The organism is Janthinobacterium lividum (assembly GCF_011601275.1).
Classification (GTDB): domain Bacteria; phylum Pseudomonadota; class Gammaproteobacteria; order Burkholderiales; family Burkholderiaceae_D; genus Janthinobacterium; species Janthinobacterium lividum_E.
The window spans coordinates 116,675-133,479 of the sequence record NZ_JAAOLY010000005.1 but is presented as its reverse complement, the minus strand read 5'-3'; the positions used below and the strand labels follow the sequence as shown (position 1 = coordinate 133,479).

Sequence of the window (16,805 nt, the reverse complement as noted above, 5' to 3'; positions counted from 1 at the left end):
CAGCCATGAAAAAAGCCGGAGCCGCATCGCTGCGGGTCCGGCTCCAGGAGGTCCATCGAGCGCCTAGTCGATGGCGCCCGCCTTTTTCAAGAAGGTGCGCAGGATGTTGCGGCTCAGGTTCAGGTGCTTCGCCGTGCGCACCTGGTTGCGCTCATTGCGCTCCCAGGCGGCGCGCACCAGTTCCTGCTGCATCGCTTCGAATTCCACGGCTTCGCCCGAGTCGAGCAAGGCTTGCCAGGCGCGGGCAAAGCGCTCGGCGGCCAGCAAGTCGTCCTGTCCGGCCGCGCCATGGGCCGCATACGCAATATCGGCGCCGCCAGCCCAGACGTCGGGAACAGGCGCAGAGACAGGTGCGGCGGCAGGCGCGCGGTGCCAGCCGGACAAGCTCAGATCCTCGGCCCGCACTTCGCCGCTGCGGCACACGAGCAGCGCGCGGTGGATGACGTTTTCCAGTTCGCGGATATTGCCCGGCCAAGGGTAGCCCAGCAAGGCCTGTTGCGCGTCTGGACCCAGTTCCACCTCGCCCAGGTGCAGGCGCTGCGCATAGATGGCCATGAAGTGGCGCGTCAGCGGCATGATGTCGCCCGGACGCTCGCGCAAGGGGCGCAGCGGCAGGCCGATCACCTGCAGCCGGTAATACAGGTCTTCGCGGAAGCGCCCGGCCCGCACGGCTTCGGCCAGGTCCACGTTGGTGGCCGCGATCAGGCGCACGTCGATGGGGATGGCGCGGCGCGCGCCCAGGCGCACCACTTCGCGCTCCTGCAGCACGCGCAGCAGCTTGACCTGCATCGCCAGCGGCAAGTCGCCGATTTCATCGAGGAACAGTGTGCCGCCGCTGGCCGTCTCGAACCAGCCAGGTTTACCCTGCTGCGCGCCCGTAAACGCGCCTTTTTCATAGCCAAACAGCTCGCTCTCGACGAGGGTTTCGGAAAACGCGCCGCAGTTGATCGCCACAAACGTCTGTTCGGCGCGCCCGCTCAAGCCGTGCACGTGGCGCGCAATCAGCTCTTTTCCCGTTCCCGTTTCGCCCGTGATCAGCACCGTCGCCTCGCTGGGCGCAATGCGTTCGATCAGCTCGTGCAACTGGCGCGAGCGGGGATCGGCAAAGACAAAGGCCGTGGCACGTACCAGCAAGCTCATTTGCTGCGGGTCGCGGAAGGCGACCAGCGCCTCGCTGTCGCCGTCATCGCCGGCGCCACGGGCAAGGTGGGCGCTGCGCGCGAAATCGCTGCTGAAGTTGTGGGCTAAGAGTTCCATGAGCCGACTATACCGCGCTCCATCCGCAGGCGTGAACGAATGGTGCCGCGCTAGCTTATCCGGATTTTGCATATACGGGGCGTTGGCCCGAACCTTGCTGCGGCAAAGGAGCAGGCAATGTCGCCTGCCCACCACGGAGCACCTCCCCATGCCAGCACGCCAGCTTGTCCTGAACGTCTTTTTGCAACGCCACGGCCACCATCCCGCCGCCTGGCGCCATCCATCGGCCAGCGCCAGCGGCCGACCCGACCTCGCATGGTGGCTGCGCGCAGCCCAACTGGCAGAAGCAGCCAAATTCGACAGTTTTTTCATCGCCGACTTCATCGGCCGCGCCGGCGACGTTACGCCGGAAACGGGCCGCACCGCCATCGGCCTGCCGTTCGAACCTTTTACCCTGCTGTCGGCCATTGCCGCCGTCACCCGCCATATCGGCCTGATCGCCACCGTCAACACCAATTACGAGCACCCGTATCACGTGGCGCGCAAATTCAGTTCGCTCGACCACCTGAGCGGCGGACGCGCGGGCTGGAATGTCGTGTCCTCGTTTGGCGAGCATACGGCGCGTAATTTCGGCATCGATGCACCGCGCAGCCATGCGGACCGCTATGCGCGGGCCGGAGAATTCGTCGCCCTGTCGAAGGCCCTGTGGGATAGCTGGGATGACGATGCCTTCGACCGGCCCGACCGCGCCAGCGGCCAGTTCTACCCGCCCGCTGCGGGCCATGCGCTCGATTTCCACGGCGAATATTTTTCCTCGCAAGGCTTGCTGGACTTGCCACGCCCCGTGCAGGGCCACCCCGTGCTGGTCCAGGCGGGCAATTCCGAAACGGGCCGCGAGTTTGCCGCGCGCCTGGCCGAGATGGTGTACTGCTCCGCCACCTCGCTGCCCGTGGCGCAAGCGTATTACGCGGACGTCAAGGCTCGCATGGCGAAATACGGCCGCGCGCAAGACCAGCTGAAGGTCACGCCCGGACTGTCCGTGGTGGTGGCCGAGTCGGACCAGCAGGCGCAGGATCAATTTGGCGAACTGCAGGACCTGGTCGACTTCGGCAACCTGGAATTTGGCGGCTTTGATTTGTCCGGCTATCCGCTCGACGGCCCGCTGCCGGACCTGCCCTACGAGGCGGGCGACAATGGCAAGGGGCGCTTTCAACAGCAGCTGGAACTGGCCCGCCGCGAGAATCTCACCTTGCGCCAGTTGGTGCTGCGCTTTCGCGTGGCGCGCGGCCACTTGCAAGCGATCGGCTCCGTCAAGACGGTGGCCGACCTGATGGAGCAATGGTTCGTGGAACGGGGAGCGGACGGTTTCAACGTCGTGCCGCCGCTGCTGCCGCAAGGCTTCGAGGCATTTACGCGGCTGGTGGTGCCGGAACTGCAGCGGCGCGGCCTGTTCCGCACGGAATATGCAAGCAGCACCCTGCGCGGCCACCTGGGACTGGCGCGGCCCGCCAACCCGCATACGCTGGCGCGGGCGGCGTGACCATTACTGTTCCGGGTCGAAATGCTTGCGCAAACCTTGCCAGCACTCGAAGTAGTCGTTTTGCAGCAGTTCGCTGTTCAAGGCGAACGGCGTGGGCTTGAGGATGGTGCGCGTCTCGAACATGAAGGCCATGGTGTCGGCCACCTTCGCGGGCGCGGACGTGTCGCTGTGCGAGGCCTTTTCGAACGTCTGCGCATCGGGGCCGTGGCCGGACATGCAGTTGTGCAGGCTGGCGCCGCCCGGCACGAAGCCGGCCGCCTTGGCGTCGTACACGCCGTGGATCAACCCCATGAATTCGCTGGCCACGTTGCGATGGAACCACGGCGGGCGGAAAGTGTGTTCGGCGGCCAGCCAGCGCGGCGGGAAGATGGCGAAATCGATGGCGCCGAATAAGGGGTTCTCGCTGGGCGCCTGCAGCACGAGGAAGATCGACGGGTCCGGATGGTCGTAGCTGATCGAGCCGATGGTGTTGAAGCGGCGCAGATCGTATTTATACGGCGCGTAATTGCCATGCCAGGCCACCACGTCCAGCGGCGAATGGTCGAGTGTCGCGCGCCACAGATGGCCGCCGAACTTGGCCACCAGTTCGCACTCGCCATCGATATCTTCATACGCCGCGTGCGGCGTGAGGAAGTCACGGCTGTTGGCCAGGCCGTTCGAGCCGATGGGCCCCATGTCCGGCAGGCGGAAGGCCGTACCGAAATTTTCGCACACATAGCCGCGCGCCGCGCCGTCGGGCAGGGTCACGCGGAAGCGCACGCCGCGGGGGATCACGGCGATTTCCTGCGGTTCCAGCTCGATCAAGCCCAGTTCCGTGGCAATCGCCAGCCGGCCTTCCTGCGGCACGATCAGCAATTCGCCATCGGCCGAATAAAAGAAACGCTGCATGGAACGATTGGCCGTGTACACGTGGATGGCGCAGCCGCTCATCGCTTCGGCGCTGCCATTGCCGGCCATCGTCTGCCAGCCGTCGATGAAGTCTGTTGGCGTCGCGCTGTCGGGCAGCGGCAGCGGGTCCCAGCGCAACTGGTTCGGCGGCGTGGGCGGAATCGCATGGAAATCGCTGACGATGCGCGTGTTGGCCAACAAGGTAAATGGCGGATGCTGGCTGGCGGGAAGGATGCGGTACAGCCACGAGCGCCGGTTCTGTGCGCGCGGCGCCGTGAAGGCCGTGCCCGAGAGTTGCTCCGCGTACAGGCCCAGCGGCGAACGCTGCGGCGAATTCTGCCCTTGCGGCAAGGCGCCGGGTACGGCTTCCGTGGCAAATTCGTTGCCGAAGCCGCTTTGGTAGCCGGCGCCTATCATGTGCGCTCCGCCAGGCCGTCGGCCGCGTCGCGCAGCAAGCCTTGCACCACGTCGGCCTTGCCGATGGCGCCCATGGCCAGCAAGGCGAAGCGGGCCAGGAACAAGGGCGAACGCTGTTCGCCCAGGCCGCCCATTGTGTGGCACAGCTCGGTGTAAAGGTTATCCAGTTCGATGTCGCTCATATTGTCTCCTTGTTACTTTGATTGGGCGACGCCGGCTTTCGCCAGCGCTGCCGCCACCTGCCCCGCCCGCACCAGCCGCCAGCGCCCCAGCACATGCCCGTCCGGACGCACGAGGTAAAAAGTGCCAGGCTGCGCATCGAACAGCGGGAATACCTGCGCCGTGTGGTCCCAAGCGCCTTGCACGCTACTGCGGGCGATCGCCACGGTCGTCAACGGCAATGTATCGCCCAGCGCCAGCAGTTCAACAGGCACGGCGCCATCGTCGCTGAAGTACAGCCCCGTGAAATTGCTATCAGTGCGGTTCACCAAATCGGTAATATACCCCGCTTTTTGCCCGCCGTTGTGCGGCAGCGCCAGCGGACACTCGGGCAAGACCGTGCCCGGTGTCGGGCCGGCGGCAAACACATCCGAATCGAACACATTCAAGGCCGACTGCACGTACGCGATGGCGCTCGTCTGGCGCGGGTTGATCAGGGAGCGCACGTGCGCATGCTTGCCCGCCAGGCCCAGCACGGCCATGCGCATCAGCTCGAAAGCGAACGTGGGCGGCGCCATGAATTCCGTGCTTTTGGTGCCGTGGCGCAGGTTTTCATGGGCGGCGTACACGCGCTCGTCCGAATAGCTGTCGAGCAAACTGTCCGGCGCCCGGCCCTTGACGACGTAGGCCAGCTTCCAAGCCAGGTTGTCCGCATCGTCGATGCCGGAATTGGCTCCGCGCACGCCGAAGATGGGCACCAGGTGGGCCGCATCGCCCGCGAACAGCACGGGACCGTGCCGGTATTTTTCCAGGGTCAGCGCGTTGGCTTTATAGATGGTGATCCACACGGGATGCCAAGGCTGTGTCTCCCCCATCATGGCCAGCAGGCTGTCGACACGGGGAGTCACGTTTTCCAGCAGCACGGCCGCCTGTGCATCCTCGTCGTCGCGCAGCTGGTAGTCGATGCGCCAGATATCGTCGGGCTGCTTGTGCACCAGCACGGTGGAACCGGGATTCGACGGCGGATCGAAATACGCGAGGCGCTCGGTGGGACGCTCGCTTTTCAGGTGGATGTCGACGATCACATAGCGCCCTTCATAGCTGGTGCCCTGCAGTTTCAAGCCCAACGCATCGCGCATGACGCTGCGCCCGCCATCGGCCGCCACCAGCCAGTCCGTCTCGATCCGGTACGTTTCATCGGGCGTGGCCACGGTGACGATGGCGCCATCGGCGCGCTGGTCCACGTTAGTCACCCGCGTTTGCCAGCGGATATCGATCAGTTCGCTCTGGCGTTCGGCCGCGTCGAGCAGGAATTGCTCGATATGGTATTGCGCCAGGTTGACCATGGGCGGCAACTTCTGGTTCGCGTCTTGCGGCATCGTGAAGTGCAGCACTTCTGCGTCGCGGTAAAAGCTGCGTCCGCCGGCCCAAGGCAAGCCCTTGGCCAGGAAACCGTCAAGCGCGCCCAGGCGTTCGATGATTTCCAGGCTGCGCCGCGAGATGCAGATGGCGCGGCTGCCCGTGCACACGCCATCGTCCGCTTCGATCAGCACGCTGCGCACGCCGTGGCGCGCCAGGCCCAGGGCCGTGGCCAGGCCCACGGGGCCGCCGCCGACGATCAAGACGGGCACATGCTGCGTGGCGGCGCCCGCCGGTTTGCCGGGCGGATACACCTTCGGCACATGGGGATAAGGGTGGAACGTGTCGCTCATGATGGGTCCTCTTCAATCAAGATTGTTCTTTGCCGCCACGGGCGATGGGCAGGGTCAGCACGATGGCCGCGCCCGCCACCAGCAGCACGCTGGCGTACAGCAAGCCCGTGGCAAAGCTGTGCGTGAAATCCTTCAGCCAGCCCACGACGACGGGGTTCAGGGCCGAGCCGATATTGCCCGTCGCGTTGATGACGGCGATGCCGATGGCGCGCGCGCCCAGGCTCAGGGCGCGGTCCGGTGTCGTCCAGAAGATGGACATGGCCGTGTAAGCGCCCGTCGAAGCCATGCAAACGCCCAGCAGTTGCACGATGGGGTTGGCCGAGTAGGCCGTAAACATCCAACCGGCGGCCGACAGCAGCATGGGCCAGACGATGTGCCAGCGGCGTTCCTGCAAGCGGTCCGAGCGGCGGCCCCAGGCAATCATGCCGATGACGGTGCACACTTGCGGAATCGCGGCCAGCAGACCGATCTGCGTATTGCTGGCGTTGCTATTAAAACTTTTCACGATCAAAGGCGTCCACACGGCCACCATGGCCAAAGTATTCACCAGGCAAAAATAGGCGACGCCGAATTTCAATACCGTGGGCGACAGCATTTCCGCCAGCACCGAGGTGTTTTGCCGGGGCGCGATGTGCACTGCAGCCGGCTTGCGCTCGGCCGCCAGCATGCGCGCCAGCACTTGCTGTTCCAGCTTGCTAAGCCAGTTCGCCTTGTTGGGCGAGTCGTCGAGGTAGCCATACACGGCCAGGCCCAGCAGCACGGATGGCATGCCTTCGAGCAAGAACAGCCATTGCCAGCCCTTCAAGCCCCAGTGGCCATCGAGCCCCAGGATCAGGCCCGACAGGGCCGAACCGATGGCGGCCGTGACAGGCATGGCAATCATGAACAGGGCATTGGCGCGTGCCCGGTAGGCGCTGGGAAACCAGTAAGTCAGGTACAGCAGCATGCCGGGCAGGAAGCCCGCCTCCGTCACGCCGACGAGAAAGCGCAGCGCATACAGGCTGGCCGGACCGCTGGCGAACAGGGTCGCCGTCGAGGCCAGGCCCCAGGCGATCATCATGCTGCCTATCCATTTACGCGCGCCGATGCGGGCCAGCACGATGTTGCTGGGGATGCTGCACGCGATGTAGGCGATATAAAACAGGGTGGTGGCAAAGCCGAACTGGGTGCCGCTCAAGCCCAGGTCTTGCATCATCGTCAGGCCGGCGAAGCCGATATTGATGCGGTCAAGAAAGGAAAACACGAACAGCAGGAACAGAAATCCCAGCAGGTGGCGCGATACCTTGCGCATCACCTGCTGTTCCAGTTGATTGGCGGCCACGTCAGGAACGGGCGCAGTGGCGGCGGGGGTGGCGATGGTCATGCTTGTCTCCATAAGGTGTCGCCCTCCCCTTGTTATTGTTCTTGGGTGAGAGCGGCCGGGTGATCCCGGCTTAAAACACAGTATGCAGACGGCGATGCCGGCCGCTGTCCCCATTTTGGGGACGTTTTGCGGCTAAAACAGTCAGAAAGGCGGAGCCATTGCTACGCCAAAAGTACTAAGGCGCTGGCGCCATGCACAGCGCGAACAACTGGCGCTGGCTGGAAATACCCAGGCGTTTATAGGCGCGCTTCTGGTAAGTCGTCACGCTGGACGGTTGCACGCCCATGATCTCGGCGATTTCCACGGCCGTGAGGCCTTCAAGCACGCAGCGCAATACGTCCAGTTCGCGCTTGCTCAGGGCGGGACAATGCTGGCGCAGCCTTGCCAGCATCATCGGCGCGACGCCCTGCGTATTCTGGCCGTTCAGGCTGTAGTGATGCTTGACGGCATGGGCAAACAGCGGCGACAGGGTTTCGATGCCCGCCACTTCGCCGGACAGGAACTTGCCCTGGCTGCTGTCGCGGTAGAAATTGACGGAGAGCCAGATATCGCCGGCCGGCTGCACCAGCAGGGACAAGCGGTCCGAGACATTCGGTTTTTGATAGCAGGCGGCGCGGTAGCCGGGGTGGTCGATCTCGTCGCTGGCTTGCTGGTGCAGCACGATAGCGGGATCGATTTTCCGCCCCGGCGCCGGCGCGATCACGCGCTGGTTGCCATCGAGCGCATAGTAATGGCGTGCGTAGCTGTCGGCAATATCCTGCAGGAAACGTCCGCCGCGCCGGTCGGCCACGGCGACAGTCCTGGGCCGATTGCCGAATTCATAGGCAAAGATCGTGCACTGGGCAATCGGTGCGACCGTGCTGACCGTTTTCAGGATGGCCCCGGCGACGGCATTCACGTCGGCATGGCCGATGGCGGCCATCAGCTCCAGGGTACGCCCGAAGTCCAGCTGCCCTTCCGCCTGCCGCCGTTCGACGCGCCAGTAACGCATATCTGCTTCCTTACTGCCCGCGCTGCGGCAAGACCCAGTCCTGCCGGATGTAATGGCAGGTGTAGCCATGCGGCAAGCGCTGCAGATAATCCTGGTGCTCCGGTTCCGCTTCCCAGAACGGACCGGCCGGCGCCACTTCCGTCACCACCTTGCCGGGCCACAGGCCGGAGGCGTCGACGTCGCGGATGGTGTCTTCGGCCACCCGTTTTTGTTCGTCGTTCGTGTAATAGATGGCCGAACGGTAGCTCGTGCCGCGGTCGTTGCCCTGGCGGTTTTCCGTGCTGGGATCGTGGATCTGGAAGAAGAATTCCAGGATCTTGCGGTAGCTGATCGTGTTCGGGTCGAAAATGATCTCGATCGCTTCCGCGTGCGTGCCATGGTTGCGGTAGGTGGCGTTGGCCACGTCGCCGCCGCTGTAGCCCACGCGCGTGGCGATCACGCCCGGATAACGGCGCAGCAAGTCTTGCACGCCCCAGAAGCAGCCGCCGGCCAGGATCGCCGTTTCATTGCCTTGCGCATTGTCTTGTGCCATGGTGTCTTTCCCGTTCTAGTCAGAAGCAGCTATCTTACCCTGTCGCGCGACTTTCTTCAGCGGGCCAGCAAGCGCTTGAGCTGCGCCGCCTGGTAGGCGCCGATGGCATCGTTGAACAGGCAGCGGATCAGCGGGTCGTCGACGATGTCGGCTTCCGCCAGCTCCGCCCGCGCTTCGGCATCGAAAGGGCCATCGTTGATGCGCATGTACATTGACGTCAGCGATTCACCGAGTACCAGCGCCGCATGGCATTTCATCAGCGGCACCTCCGTGGTCCAGCCGGGCGCCTCGCCCGTCTCCGGCACGAGGTCGATCAAGTCGCCGTGCGTGCGGTAATGGAGAACGGTGGCCGCGCCTTCATGGCCGTACAAGGACAAGCGCCACAGGCGCGGTGGCTGGAAGTAGCTGTCCTCGGACAGCTCCATGTCACGGTAACGCTCAAGCAAACCGTTGCGGCAAAAATCGAGCACCAGCGCCGCATCGGCATCGTTCAAGGGCGCGAAACGGCGCGCGATGTCGGCCGTGGCGGGCGCCGGCGCGTCGGGGCGGTAGTTGAAATCCACGTCCTGCGGGCCCACGGGAATGACCCAGGGCAGTGGCGCGGCCGGCGCCATGCCCTGCGCATCAAGCAGCACCGACGTGGACGGATCTAGCCGGAAGATATGCGCCTCGGGCAGCGCGGCGCCGACCTCCTGCGCAAACTGGCGGTAGGTAACCGGGAACATCGCATGGTTGTACCAGGACCAGTCTTCCTGCACGAACTGGCAGGAGCTGGGCACGATGTACCGGGGCGCCAGTGCGCGCAGCTGCGGCACCCAGTCGTCTGGCAGCTCCACCGGGCCAGGCTGCGCCTGCGACGGCGCGATGACGGCGATTTCGCGCATGGTCTGGAATGGCCACAGCACCATGTCCCACGGCGCAAAGGCGGCCAGCTGTTCTAGCGTCTCCGGGCCGATCCAGGAATCGACGACGTTGAGCACGTTCAGACCCGCCGCACGCACCTGGAACAGCGAGTCGACATCGTCATCGAGCGCGCGGCGCGGGATCACCTCGATGCTGCCCACCTGCACGGGCACGTCGACGTGCAGCCGCCGCACCTGCGTAAAACCCAGCGCGCGCAGCATCGCGAACAGTTCGTCGAAGACGCAATACAGATAGATGGGCGTGGCGCGGTCGAGCACATCGAGGCTGTCGAGCGAGCAGTGGTCGTCGTGGAAGTGCGAGATGAAGACGGCATCCCAGCGCAGCTGCCGCACGGCGTCGAGGTCGAAGCGCACGGACGGAAACGCGTGGCAGTTGCGGCTGAACGGGTTTTCGACGATGGGGTCGAAGGCAATGGCCGTGCCTTCGCATTCGAAGACATAGCCGGCGTGCAGGATGCGGGAGATTTTCAGGGGCATAAACAAAGATCAGGTTGGGCAGCGCGCCATGATAGCTGAAAAGGCGCCCGCCCTGCCCCATGCGGAATTAGTACGGATTATTCAGCACATCCATCGCGAAGTAAGTAAAAATCATGTCCGCGCCCGCGCGCTTGATGGCGCCCAGGGTTTCCTGCACCACGCGGCGCTCGTCGATGGCACCGGCTTGCGCGGCGAACTTGATCATCGCGTACTCGCCGCTGACTTGGTAGGCGCCGATCGGCAGACGCGTCACTTCGCGCAGGTCCCGGATGATGTCCAGGTAGGCACCGGCCGGCTTGACCATCAGCGCGTCGGCGCCTTCGGCTTCGTCGATCAAGGACTCGCGCACGGCTTCGCGGCGGTTCATCGGGTCCATCTGGTAGGTCTTGCGGTCGCCTTTGAGGGTGCTGCCGGCCGCGTCGCGGAACGGGCCGTACAGGCCGGAGGCGAACTTGGTCGAATACGCCATCACGGGCGTGTCGTGGAAGCCGGCCGCATCCAGCGCGCTGCGGATCGCCGCCACCTGGCCATCCATGGCCGCCGATGGGGCGATGATGTCGGCGCCCGCCTGCGCGGCGATAACGGCCTGCTTACCCAGGTTGAGCACCGTGCTGTCATTGTCGACCGTGTCGCCATGCAGGATGCCGCAATGACCGTGGTCCGTGTATTCGCAGAAGCAGGTGTCGGACATGACCACCATTTCCGGCACGGCGTCCTTGATGATGCGCGACATGCGCGCCACCAGGCCGTCCGGGTTCAGGGTGTCCGTGCCGTGGCTGTCCTTGTGGTGCGAAATGCCGAAGGTCATGACGGAGCGCAAACCGGCGCGCGCATAGCGCTCGATTTCCTGCGCCAGCTTCGCTTCCGGAATGCGGCGCACGCCGGGCATGGACTTGATGTCGATGAAATCGCTGCTGCCTTCGTCGACGAAGATCGGCAGGACCAGGTCGCGCGGATTGATCTCGGTTTCGCGGAACAGCTCGCGCAGTTGCGGGGTCGCGCGCAGGCGGCGCATGCGCGAAGTGGGGAATTGTGCTGGCATGGGGTGACTGGCTTCAGGTTAACAACGCCGATAAGTATACGCCGATCGCGCCAGTTGCGCCGGACCGCCCGGCAAAAAAGCCGCGCAGGTCAAGAAACCCCGCCCTGCGCCGTCATTGCGCGTGCAGCAGGGCCGCCACTTGCCAGCGCATGTCGGTCGCCAGTTGCACCAGCATGGCGCCGCGGCGGCGCGCGTCCGACCGTTTTTTGGACGCCACCAGTTCCAGCTCCGGCATCCGGCAAGGGCCGCATGGCAGGCGGAAATTGCCGTCGCTGGTGGGCTGCGCATGCAGCTCGCGCCACGCCAGGTCGTAGTCGCAGGAGATATGGCGGCGCCGGCGCCAGTTCAGCGCGATGCGGTTGGCGTTGCTGACCAGGTCCAGGTGGGCGCAGCCAAAGAAGTCGCCCAGGTCGCGCAAGGCGGCCACCATCAGGTTTTTCGGCCGGCAGCCGTGCAGCGCCCGCGTGGCGTCCTTCACCGCCTGCGCTCCGGCGGGCGAGCGCAATCCCTGCAAGGCGCCAAGCTGCATGACGGCGCCGCCGGGCTGGGGACGGAACAGGAAACTGGCCAGGTACAGCGAAACGCCGTCGCGCGTCAGGCGCAGGCACAAGTCGCCTTCGCGGTGGCTGTCGTGGATGGCTGTCAGCTGCAGGCGGTAAGTGGCGCCATCCTTGCCTTCGATGCTGGCCAGTACCAGCGCGCGGCGCGCCGCGTATTCCACCAGCGCCCGCGCGCCCGCCTGCCACAGGAAACGGTAATGCCCGCACAGCAGGTCCACCCGCGCCGCGCAGCCCAACTGGTGGCTGGCATAGGGGCGATAGATCTTGTACAGCAAGCTGGGATGGACTTGCGCCAGTGCCGCCAGTCCCGGCGTGCCCGCGATGAAGGCTTGCCAGCGCGCGCGCTGCACGGGAAAGGCAATGGCGCCCAGCGCGGCCTTGATGCGGTGGCCGTGCTGGCGCAGTGGCGCCTGCTGCGGCGCGGCGTTGTCGCCTGTGGCGGTAAAAGTATGCATGCGAACGGCTCTACGACGTGTCGGGATAAACGGGACGCGGCGACGGCCGCAGGCAGCCCGGAACAGGCGGCTGCGCGCACGCAGCCGCTCTACGCCGGGTAGAGCGGATGATAGGGGGAGGTGAAAATGAAGGGGGTTACAAGTTGGTAATGTCAGCCCGGCGCCTCGCGCGCAATTACCTCATCGGATCGAGCCCGCCGCTGGCCCCATGACGTCGCGTTTGAGCCTTTGCAGCAGCCAGCGCCGTGCCGGTACTTCCAGCAAGCGATAACTCATGCTGCTGACAAAGAGCAGAATGGTGGTGAAAATCACTGCCTTCATCATGTAAGCCGATATGCCCGTTCCCGGAAACATCAGGCGCAGCGGCTTTTGCAGCATCATGGCCAGCGGCACGTGCAGCAGGTAGATGGCATACGAACAGTCACCCAGAAAGGCCGCTGTCCGGCCTTCTAGCATCGCAGGACGCAGCCTGGCGGCGAGCCATACCGTCGCCGGCATTACGCCCATCACGAAAAGGCCCAGCGGTATGACATCTGCGGTATCACCACCAGCGACAAAGGATGCCAACACGCCAAGCGCCAGGACCGTAAAATAAGCCAATATCCAGGCATGCATCCGGCACTGGAACAACAGCAAACCACCTGCAAATCCCAGCAGACCACGCAGCAATCCTTCATGTACATCATCGGACTCATGCCCGGTCAGGTAGCGGTTCACCCATACGGCGAATCCCCAAAGCATCAGCGCTGAGAAAAAGTGCAACGCGAGCTTCCAGCGCAAAGTGTGCATGCCCATGCGAACGGCAAAGAACCAGATCAGGTTGATGGCTACCTCCACGAAAATAGACCAGCTTGGCCCATTCAATGGGAACGAAGGGCCCTCATCCTGCAAGCAGGGCAGCATGAGCGCATTGGGCAAAAAGCACGCGATGTTTGCCGACGTGGTACCAATGCGGCTCTTGATCAGGGTGGCGCCAAGAGCCAGCAACAGCGCGACGGCGTATAGCGGATACAGCCTGGCAAAACGGTTGTGCAGAAAGTCCCTGAATGGCATGCCAAGCCGGATGCGCTCTTCATAACTATACGCCATGACCCAGCCGGAAAGGATGAAGAAAAAGTCGACCGCCAGGTAGGCGTGCGTGATCTTGAAACCGAATATGGCCGGCAGATGATAAACGGCGACGAGCATCGCGGCGACGCCACGCAAGCCATCGAGGGAAACAATACGGCCACTGAAATGACCACTCTTCATGCCAGCACCAGCCATATTTACTCCGGGTATCCGTCTGTCGAACTGACGCACCGCGCCAGCAATGAGAACCAGGCAGATATGGCGATCACTCGATGCGACCAGCCGGCAACGGGCACGAGCCGCCGCCAATGGGTTTGCCGCAAAAAGTGCAAAAATTATATCATGATGTTTTATTGAGAAGCAAATAAGACAATATTACACCCTCAATAAGCTGGCAGCTGGCAGAGCAGGGTTAGCGGGTCACAAAACCGGCGAGCCTGAAACGCAGCCGCAATCCCGGCGCCGCATCCTCGATCTCCAGGCTGCCGCCATGCAGGGCCGCGATGGCCGCCACGATGGACAGGCCCAGGCCATTGCCGGGCAGGTGACGGCTCTTGTCGAGCCGGTAAAAACGCTGCGTCAGTTTCGGCAGTTCTTCAGGCGGCACGCCGGGGCCGTTGTCGCGTACGACCAGCCAGCTGCCGTGCTCATCGCTGCCGGCCGACACTTCCACCGTGGCGCCCGGCCCCGCGTACTTGATGGCGTTGTCGACCAGGCTGGCCAGGGCACTGCCCAGCAGGTTGCGGTCGCCGCGCGCCGGCACGCCCTCGCCATACATCTGCACCAGCAGCACGCCCTTCTCGTCGGCCGTCGCTTCATACATTTCCACGATGTCGGCGCCGATCTGCTGCAGGTCGATATCGTCGAAATTCTCGGGGCGCATGCCCGATTCGGCCGCCGCGATCTGCAGCAGCTTGTCGAACACGCGCGTCAGGTCGTCGATGTCGTCGATGGCCGCCTGCGCCGCGCTTTCGTAGCCTGCCACACCCTGCTGCTGGCGCAAGGCGCCATCGAGCTTGTTGCGGATGCGCCCCATTGGCGTGCGCAGGTCGTGCGCGATGGCGTTCGACACGTGGCGCACGCCTTCCATCAAGTGTTCGATGCGGTCGAGCATGCGGTTGATGTCGCGGCTCAGCAAGCCGAATTCGTCTTCGCTGGAGACGGGAATCCGCCGGCTCAGGTCACCCGCCTCGATTTCCCCCGCCGTGCGGCGGATTTGCCCGATGCGCGCCTCGAGCTGGCGGCGGAACAGCCAGGCGCCCGCCACCACCAGCAGGATGGCCACCCCGCCTCCATAGGCCAGCGAGCGCAGCACCAGGGAGCGGATCGACCTGCCCTCCTCCATGTCGCGCCCGACGAACAGGCGCGCGCCGCCATCGAGGTCGCGGATCAGCATGCGCGCGGGCACCCTGCGCCCTTCGCGCGTGACATCGCGGTGCAGCAAGCGGCCTACGGGACTGCCCACGTCGGGCCAGGACGACAGATTGCCCGCCACGCGGCGGCCATCGGCGTCCACCAGCAAAAAAATCTCCGTGTCGCTGTCGGTGCGGTCGGTCAGCAAATGGGCGATTTCCGCCGTCGTGCGGCTGCTGCCGCCCTGCTGGTACAGCGCGGCGAGGCGCTCCGAGAGCAGGGTCAGCTTTCGGTCCACGCTGCGATCGAGCACGCCAATGGTGCCGAAATAGAATACGGCGCAGACGATGCTGATCGACACGACCACCAGCACGCCATAGCCGAGCGCCAGGCGGGCCGCGATCGAGCGGTGCCAGTTACGCACTGTCGATCACGCCCAGCGTGTAGCCGACGCCGCGCACCGTGTGGATCAGAGGCGGCGAGAATTCCTTGTCCACCTTGGTGCGCAAGCGGCTCACCTGCACGTCGATGACGTTCGTCTGCGGATCGAAATGGTAGTCCCACACAGCTTCGAGCAACATGGCGCGCGTGACGGACTGGCCCTGGTGGCGCATCAGGTATTCGAGCAGGCGAAATTCGCGCGGCTGCAAGGCGAGTTGCCGGTTGGCGCGCGTCACGCGCATGGTGCGCATGTCGAGCACCAGGTCGGCCACCTGCAGCTGCGTCGATTCGGGCACGGGCGCGGCGCGGCGCAGCAGCGCCTCGATGCGCGCCAGCAGTTCGGCGATGGCGAACGGTTTCGACAGGTAATCGTCGCCGCCGCTGCGCAAGCCGCGCACGCGCTCGTCGACGCTCGACAGGGCCGACAGCACCAGCACGGGCGTGTTGCGGCCCATGCCGCGCAGGCGCGCGACGATGGCCAGGCCATCGATCTCGCCGGGCAGCAGGCGGTCGAGCACCAGTGCATCCCAGTCCTCGCCGCAGGCCAGGCGCATGCCGTCGATGCCATTGTCGCAGGCGGTAACGTTGTGGCCCGCCTCGCGCAGGCCGGCGCAGATATAGCGGGAAGTTTCGGCTTCGTCTTCGATGACCAGGCAGCGCACGGGATTTCCTTGTAAAGATCAGGCAGCAAATAGGCGCAGCATACGCCAGGCGCGCGCCACTTGCCAGTCCCGCCGCGTGCGGCGCGCGACGACAGGGTCGGGTACAATACGGCCTCGACATTGTTTGGCCGCGCGCCTGCGCCCCTGTTTTATCGGCGCCTCCCGGCTTGCCGCGGCCTCTATAGCCACCACTGCCACTAACGAACATCCGGCGCGCCTGGCGCGCACCACAAACCAATACAGCCATGAAATCGACCCACTCTCTCGCACTGGCGCTGGCCATGGCCATCAGCTGCGGCAGCGCCGCCGCCGCAGATACCAAACAAAGCATGCTGTTCGATGAAATCCCCATCGGCAGCTGGAGCACTTCCGCCGAACTGGGTGCCATCACCACTTCGGGCAACACGGTCGGCACCTCCGTCACGGGCAAGATCGACGCGCGCCAGGAACTCGATGACTGGAGCAACCAGTACATCTTCAGCGGCTACTTCAAGGAAGACGAAACGACGAACGACGATGGACAAAAGATCCGCGAACGCTCGGCCGAACGCTTTTCCGCTTCCGCCAAGGCCGCCTACAAACTGATGGCCGACCATGAAAAACTGTTCGTCCTGGCCTCGCACGTGAACGACAAATTCGGCGCCTACACCAAGTACTCGACCCTGGCCGTCGGTCATGGCTCGCGCTGGTACCAGTCGACAGACAAAAGCGTCGACGTGGAATTCGGTCCTGGCTATTTCAGCGGCACCAACGACGCGGGCGAATCGGAGCACGGCCTGACGGTGCGCGGCGCGGCCGCCATGAAGTGGAAGATCAGCCAGTCGGCCATGTTCACCCAGACGGTCAGCGTGGAACGAGGCACCTCGAACACCCACTCGATCGCCGAAACGGCCCTGAGCACAAAAATCAACGGCACCATGCAGATGAAGGCCGCCTTCAGCGCCCGCAACGACACGCGCGTACCGGACGACAAGAAGAACACGGATACGCAAACCTCGCTGACCCTGGTCTACTCGTTCTAG

General features: G+C 64.4%; 15 protein-coding genes. 2 read left to right on the top strand and 13 right to left on the bottom strand.

Features of this window, described 5'->3' with window-relative positions; genetic code table 11:
- Nucleotides 1-63 precede the first annotated feature (63 nt).
- Nucleotides 64-1,257 (bottom strand): sigma 54-interacting transcriptional regulator, encoded by a 1,194-nt coding sequence (locus GYK42_RS09590; RefSeq protein ID WP_166447312.1) that lies wholly within the window; start codon nt 1,255-1,257, stop codon nt 64-66.
- 148 nt (nt 1,258-1,405) lie between these two features.
- Between GYK42_RS09590 and GYK42_RS09585 the strand changes: the two genes are divergently transcribed.
- Nucleotides 1,406-2,737, top strand: a complete 1,332-nt coding sequence (locus GYK42_RS09585; protein WP_166447311.1) for an LLM class flavin-dependent oxidoreductase — start codon at nt 1,406-1,408, stop codon at nt 2,735-2,737.
- Nucleotides 2,738-2,740: 3 nt separating this feature from the next.
- Here the strand turns inward: GYK42_RS09585 and hmgA are convergent, their stop codons facing one another.
- The 12 genes from hmgA to GYK42_RS09525 all read right to left on the bottom strand — a co-directional run bounded on the left by hmgA (nt 2,741) and on the right by GYK42_RS09525 (nt 15,783).
- The gene (gene hmgA, locus GYK42_RS09580) at nt 2,741-4,042 is read right to left on the bottom strand and encodes a homogentisate 1,2-dioxygenase (RefSeq protein WP_166447310.1); all 1,302 of its coding nucleotides are present in this window, start codon (nt 4,040-4,042) and stop codon (nt 2,741-2,743) included.
- A complete protein-coding gene (locus GYK42_RS09575) occupies nt 4,039-4,224 on the bottom strand; it encodes a hypothetical protein (RefSeq protein WP_166447309.1) in 186 nt (61 codons plus the stop codon). The genes hmgA and GYK42_RS09575 overlap by 4 nt, the downstream gene beginning before the upstream one ends.
- 12 nt (nt 4,225-4,236) lie before the next feature.
- Nucleotides 4,237-5,913: an FAD-dependent oxidoreductase gene (locus tag GYK42_RS09570; protein WP_166447308.1), complete on the bottom strand. Its 1,677-nt coding sequence runs from the start codon at nt 5,911-5,913 to the stop codon at nt 4,237-4,239.
- Nucleotides 5,914-5,929: 16 nt separating this feature from the next.
- A complete protein-coding gene (locus GYK42_RS09565; RefSeq protein ID WP_205711344.1) occupies nt 5,930-7,276 on the bottom strand; it encodes an MFS transporter in 1,347 nt (448 codons plus the stop codon).
- Nucleotides 7,277-7,451: 175 nt separating this feature from the next.
- Nucleotides 7,452-8,267, bottom strand: coding sequence for a helix-turn-helix domain-containing protein (locus GYK42_RS09560; RefSeq protein ID WP_166447306.1), 816 nt, complete (start codon nt 8,265-8,267; stop codon nt 7,452-7,454).
- Between the two features lie 10 nt (nt 8,268-8,277).
- The gene (gene msrA, locus GYK42_RS09555; RefSeq protein WP_166447305.1) at nt 8,278-8,799 is read right to left on the bottom strand and encodes a peptide-methionine (S)-S-oxide reductase MsrA; all 522 of its coding nucleotides are present in this window, start codon (nt 8,797-8,799) and stop codon (nt 8,278-8,280) included.
- A 56-nt stretch (nt 8,800-8,855) separates the two neighbouring features.
- A complete protein-coding gene (locus GYK42_RS09550) occupies nt 8,856-10,199 on the bottom strand; it encodes an MBL fold metallo-hydrolase (protein ID WP_166447304.1) in 1,344 nt (447 codons plus the stop codon).
- Nucleotides 10,200-10,266: 67 nt separating this feature from the next.
- Entirely contained in the window at nt 10,267-11,241 is a 975-nt protein-coding gene (gene hemB, locus GYK42_RS09545; RefSeq protein ID WP_070218449.1) for a porphobilinogen synthase, read from the bottom strand.
- A 112-nt stretch (nt 11,242-11,353) separates the two neighbouring features.
- Nucleotides 11,354-12,256, bottom strand: coding sequence for a VirK/YbjX family protein (locus GYK42_RS09540; RefSeq protein ID WP_166447303.1), 903 nt, complete (start codon nt 12,254-12,256; stop codon nt 11,354-11,356).
- A 180-nt stretch (nt 12,257-12,436) separates the two neighbouring features.
- Nucleotides 12,437-13,522, bottom strand: coding sequence for an acyltransferase family protein (locus GYK42_RS09535; RefSeq protein ID WP_166447302.1), 1,086 nt, complete (start codon nt 13,520-13,522; stop codon nt 12,437-12,439).
- Nucleotides 13,523-13,739: 217 nt separating this feature from the next.
- The gene (locus tag GYK42_RS09530; RefSeq protein ID WP_166447301.1) at nt 13,740-15,104 is read right to left on the bottom strand and encodes an ATP-binding protein; all 1,365 of its coding nucleotides are present in this window, start codon (nt 15,102-15,104) and stop codon (nt 13,740-13,742) included.
- Nucleotides 15,097-15,783, bottom strand: coding sequence for a winged helix-turn-helix domain-containing protein (locus GYK42_RS09525; RefSeq protein WP_166447300.1), 687 nt, complete (start codon nt 15,781-15,783; stop codon nt 15,097-15,099). Before GYK42_RS09525 ends, GYK42_RS09530 begins: the two co-directional genes overlap by 8 nt.
- 245 nt (nt 15,784-16,028) lie before the next feature.
- Here GYK42_RS09525 and GYK42_RS09520 point away from each other — a divergent pair, with 245 nt between their 5' ends.
- Nucleotides 16,029-16,805, top strand: a complete 777-nt coding sequence (locus GYK42_RS09520; protein ID WP_058049215.1) for a DUF481 domain-containing protein — start codon at nt 16,029-16,031, stop codon at nt 16,803-16,805.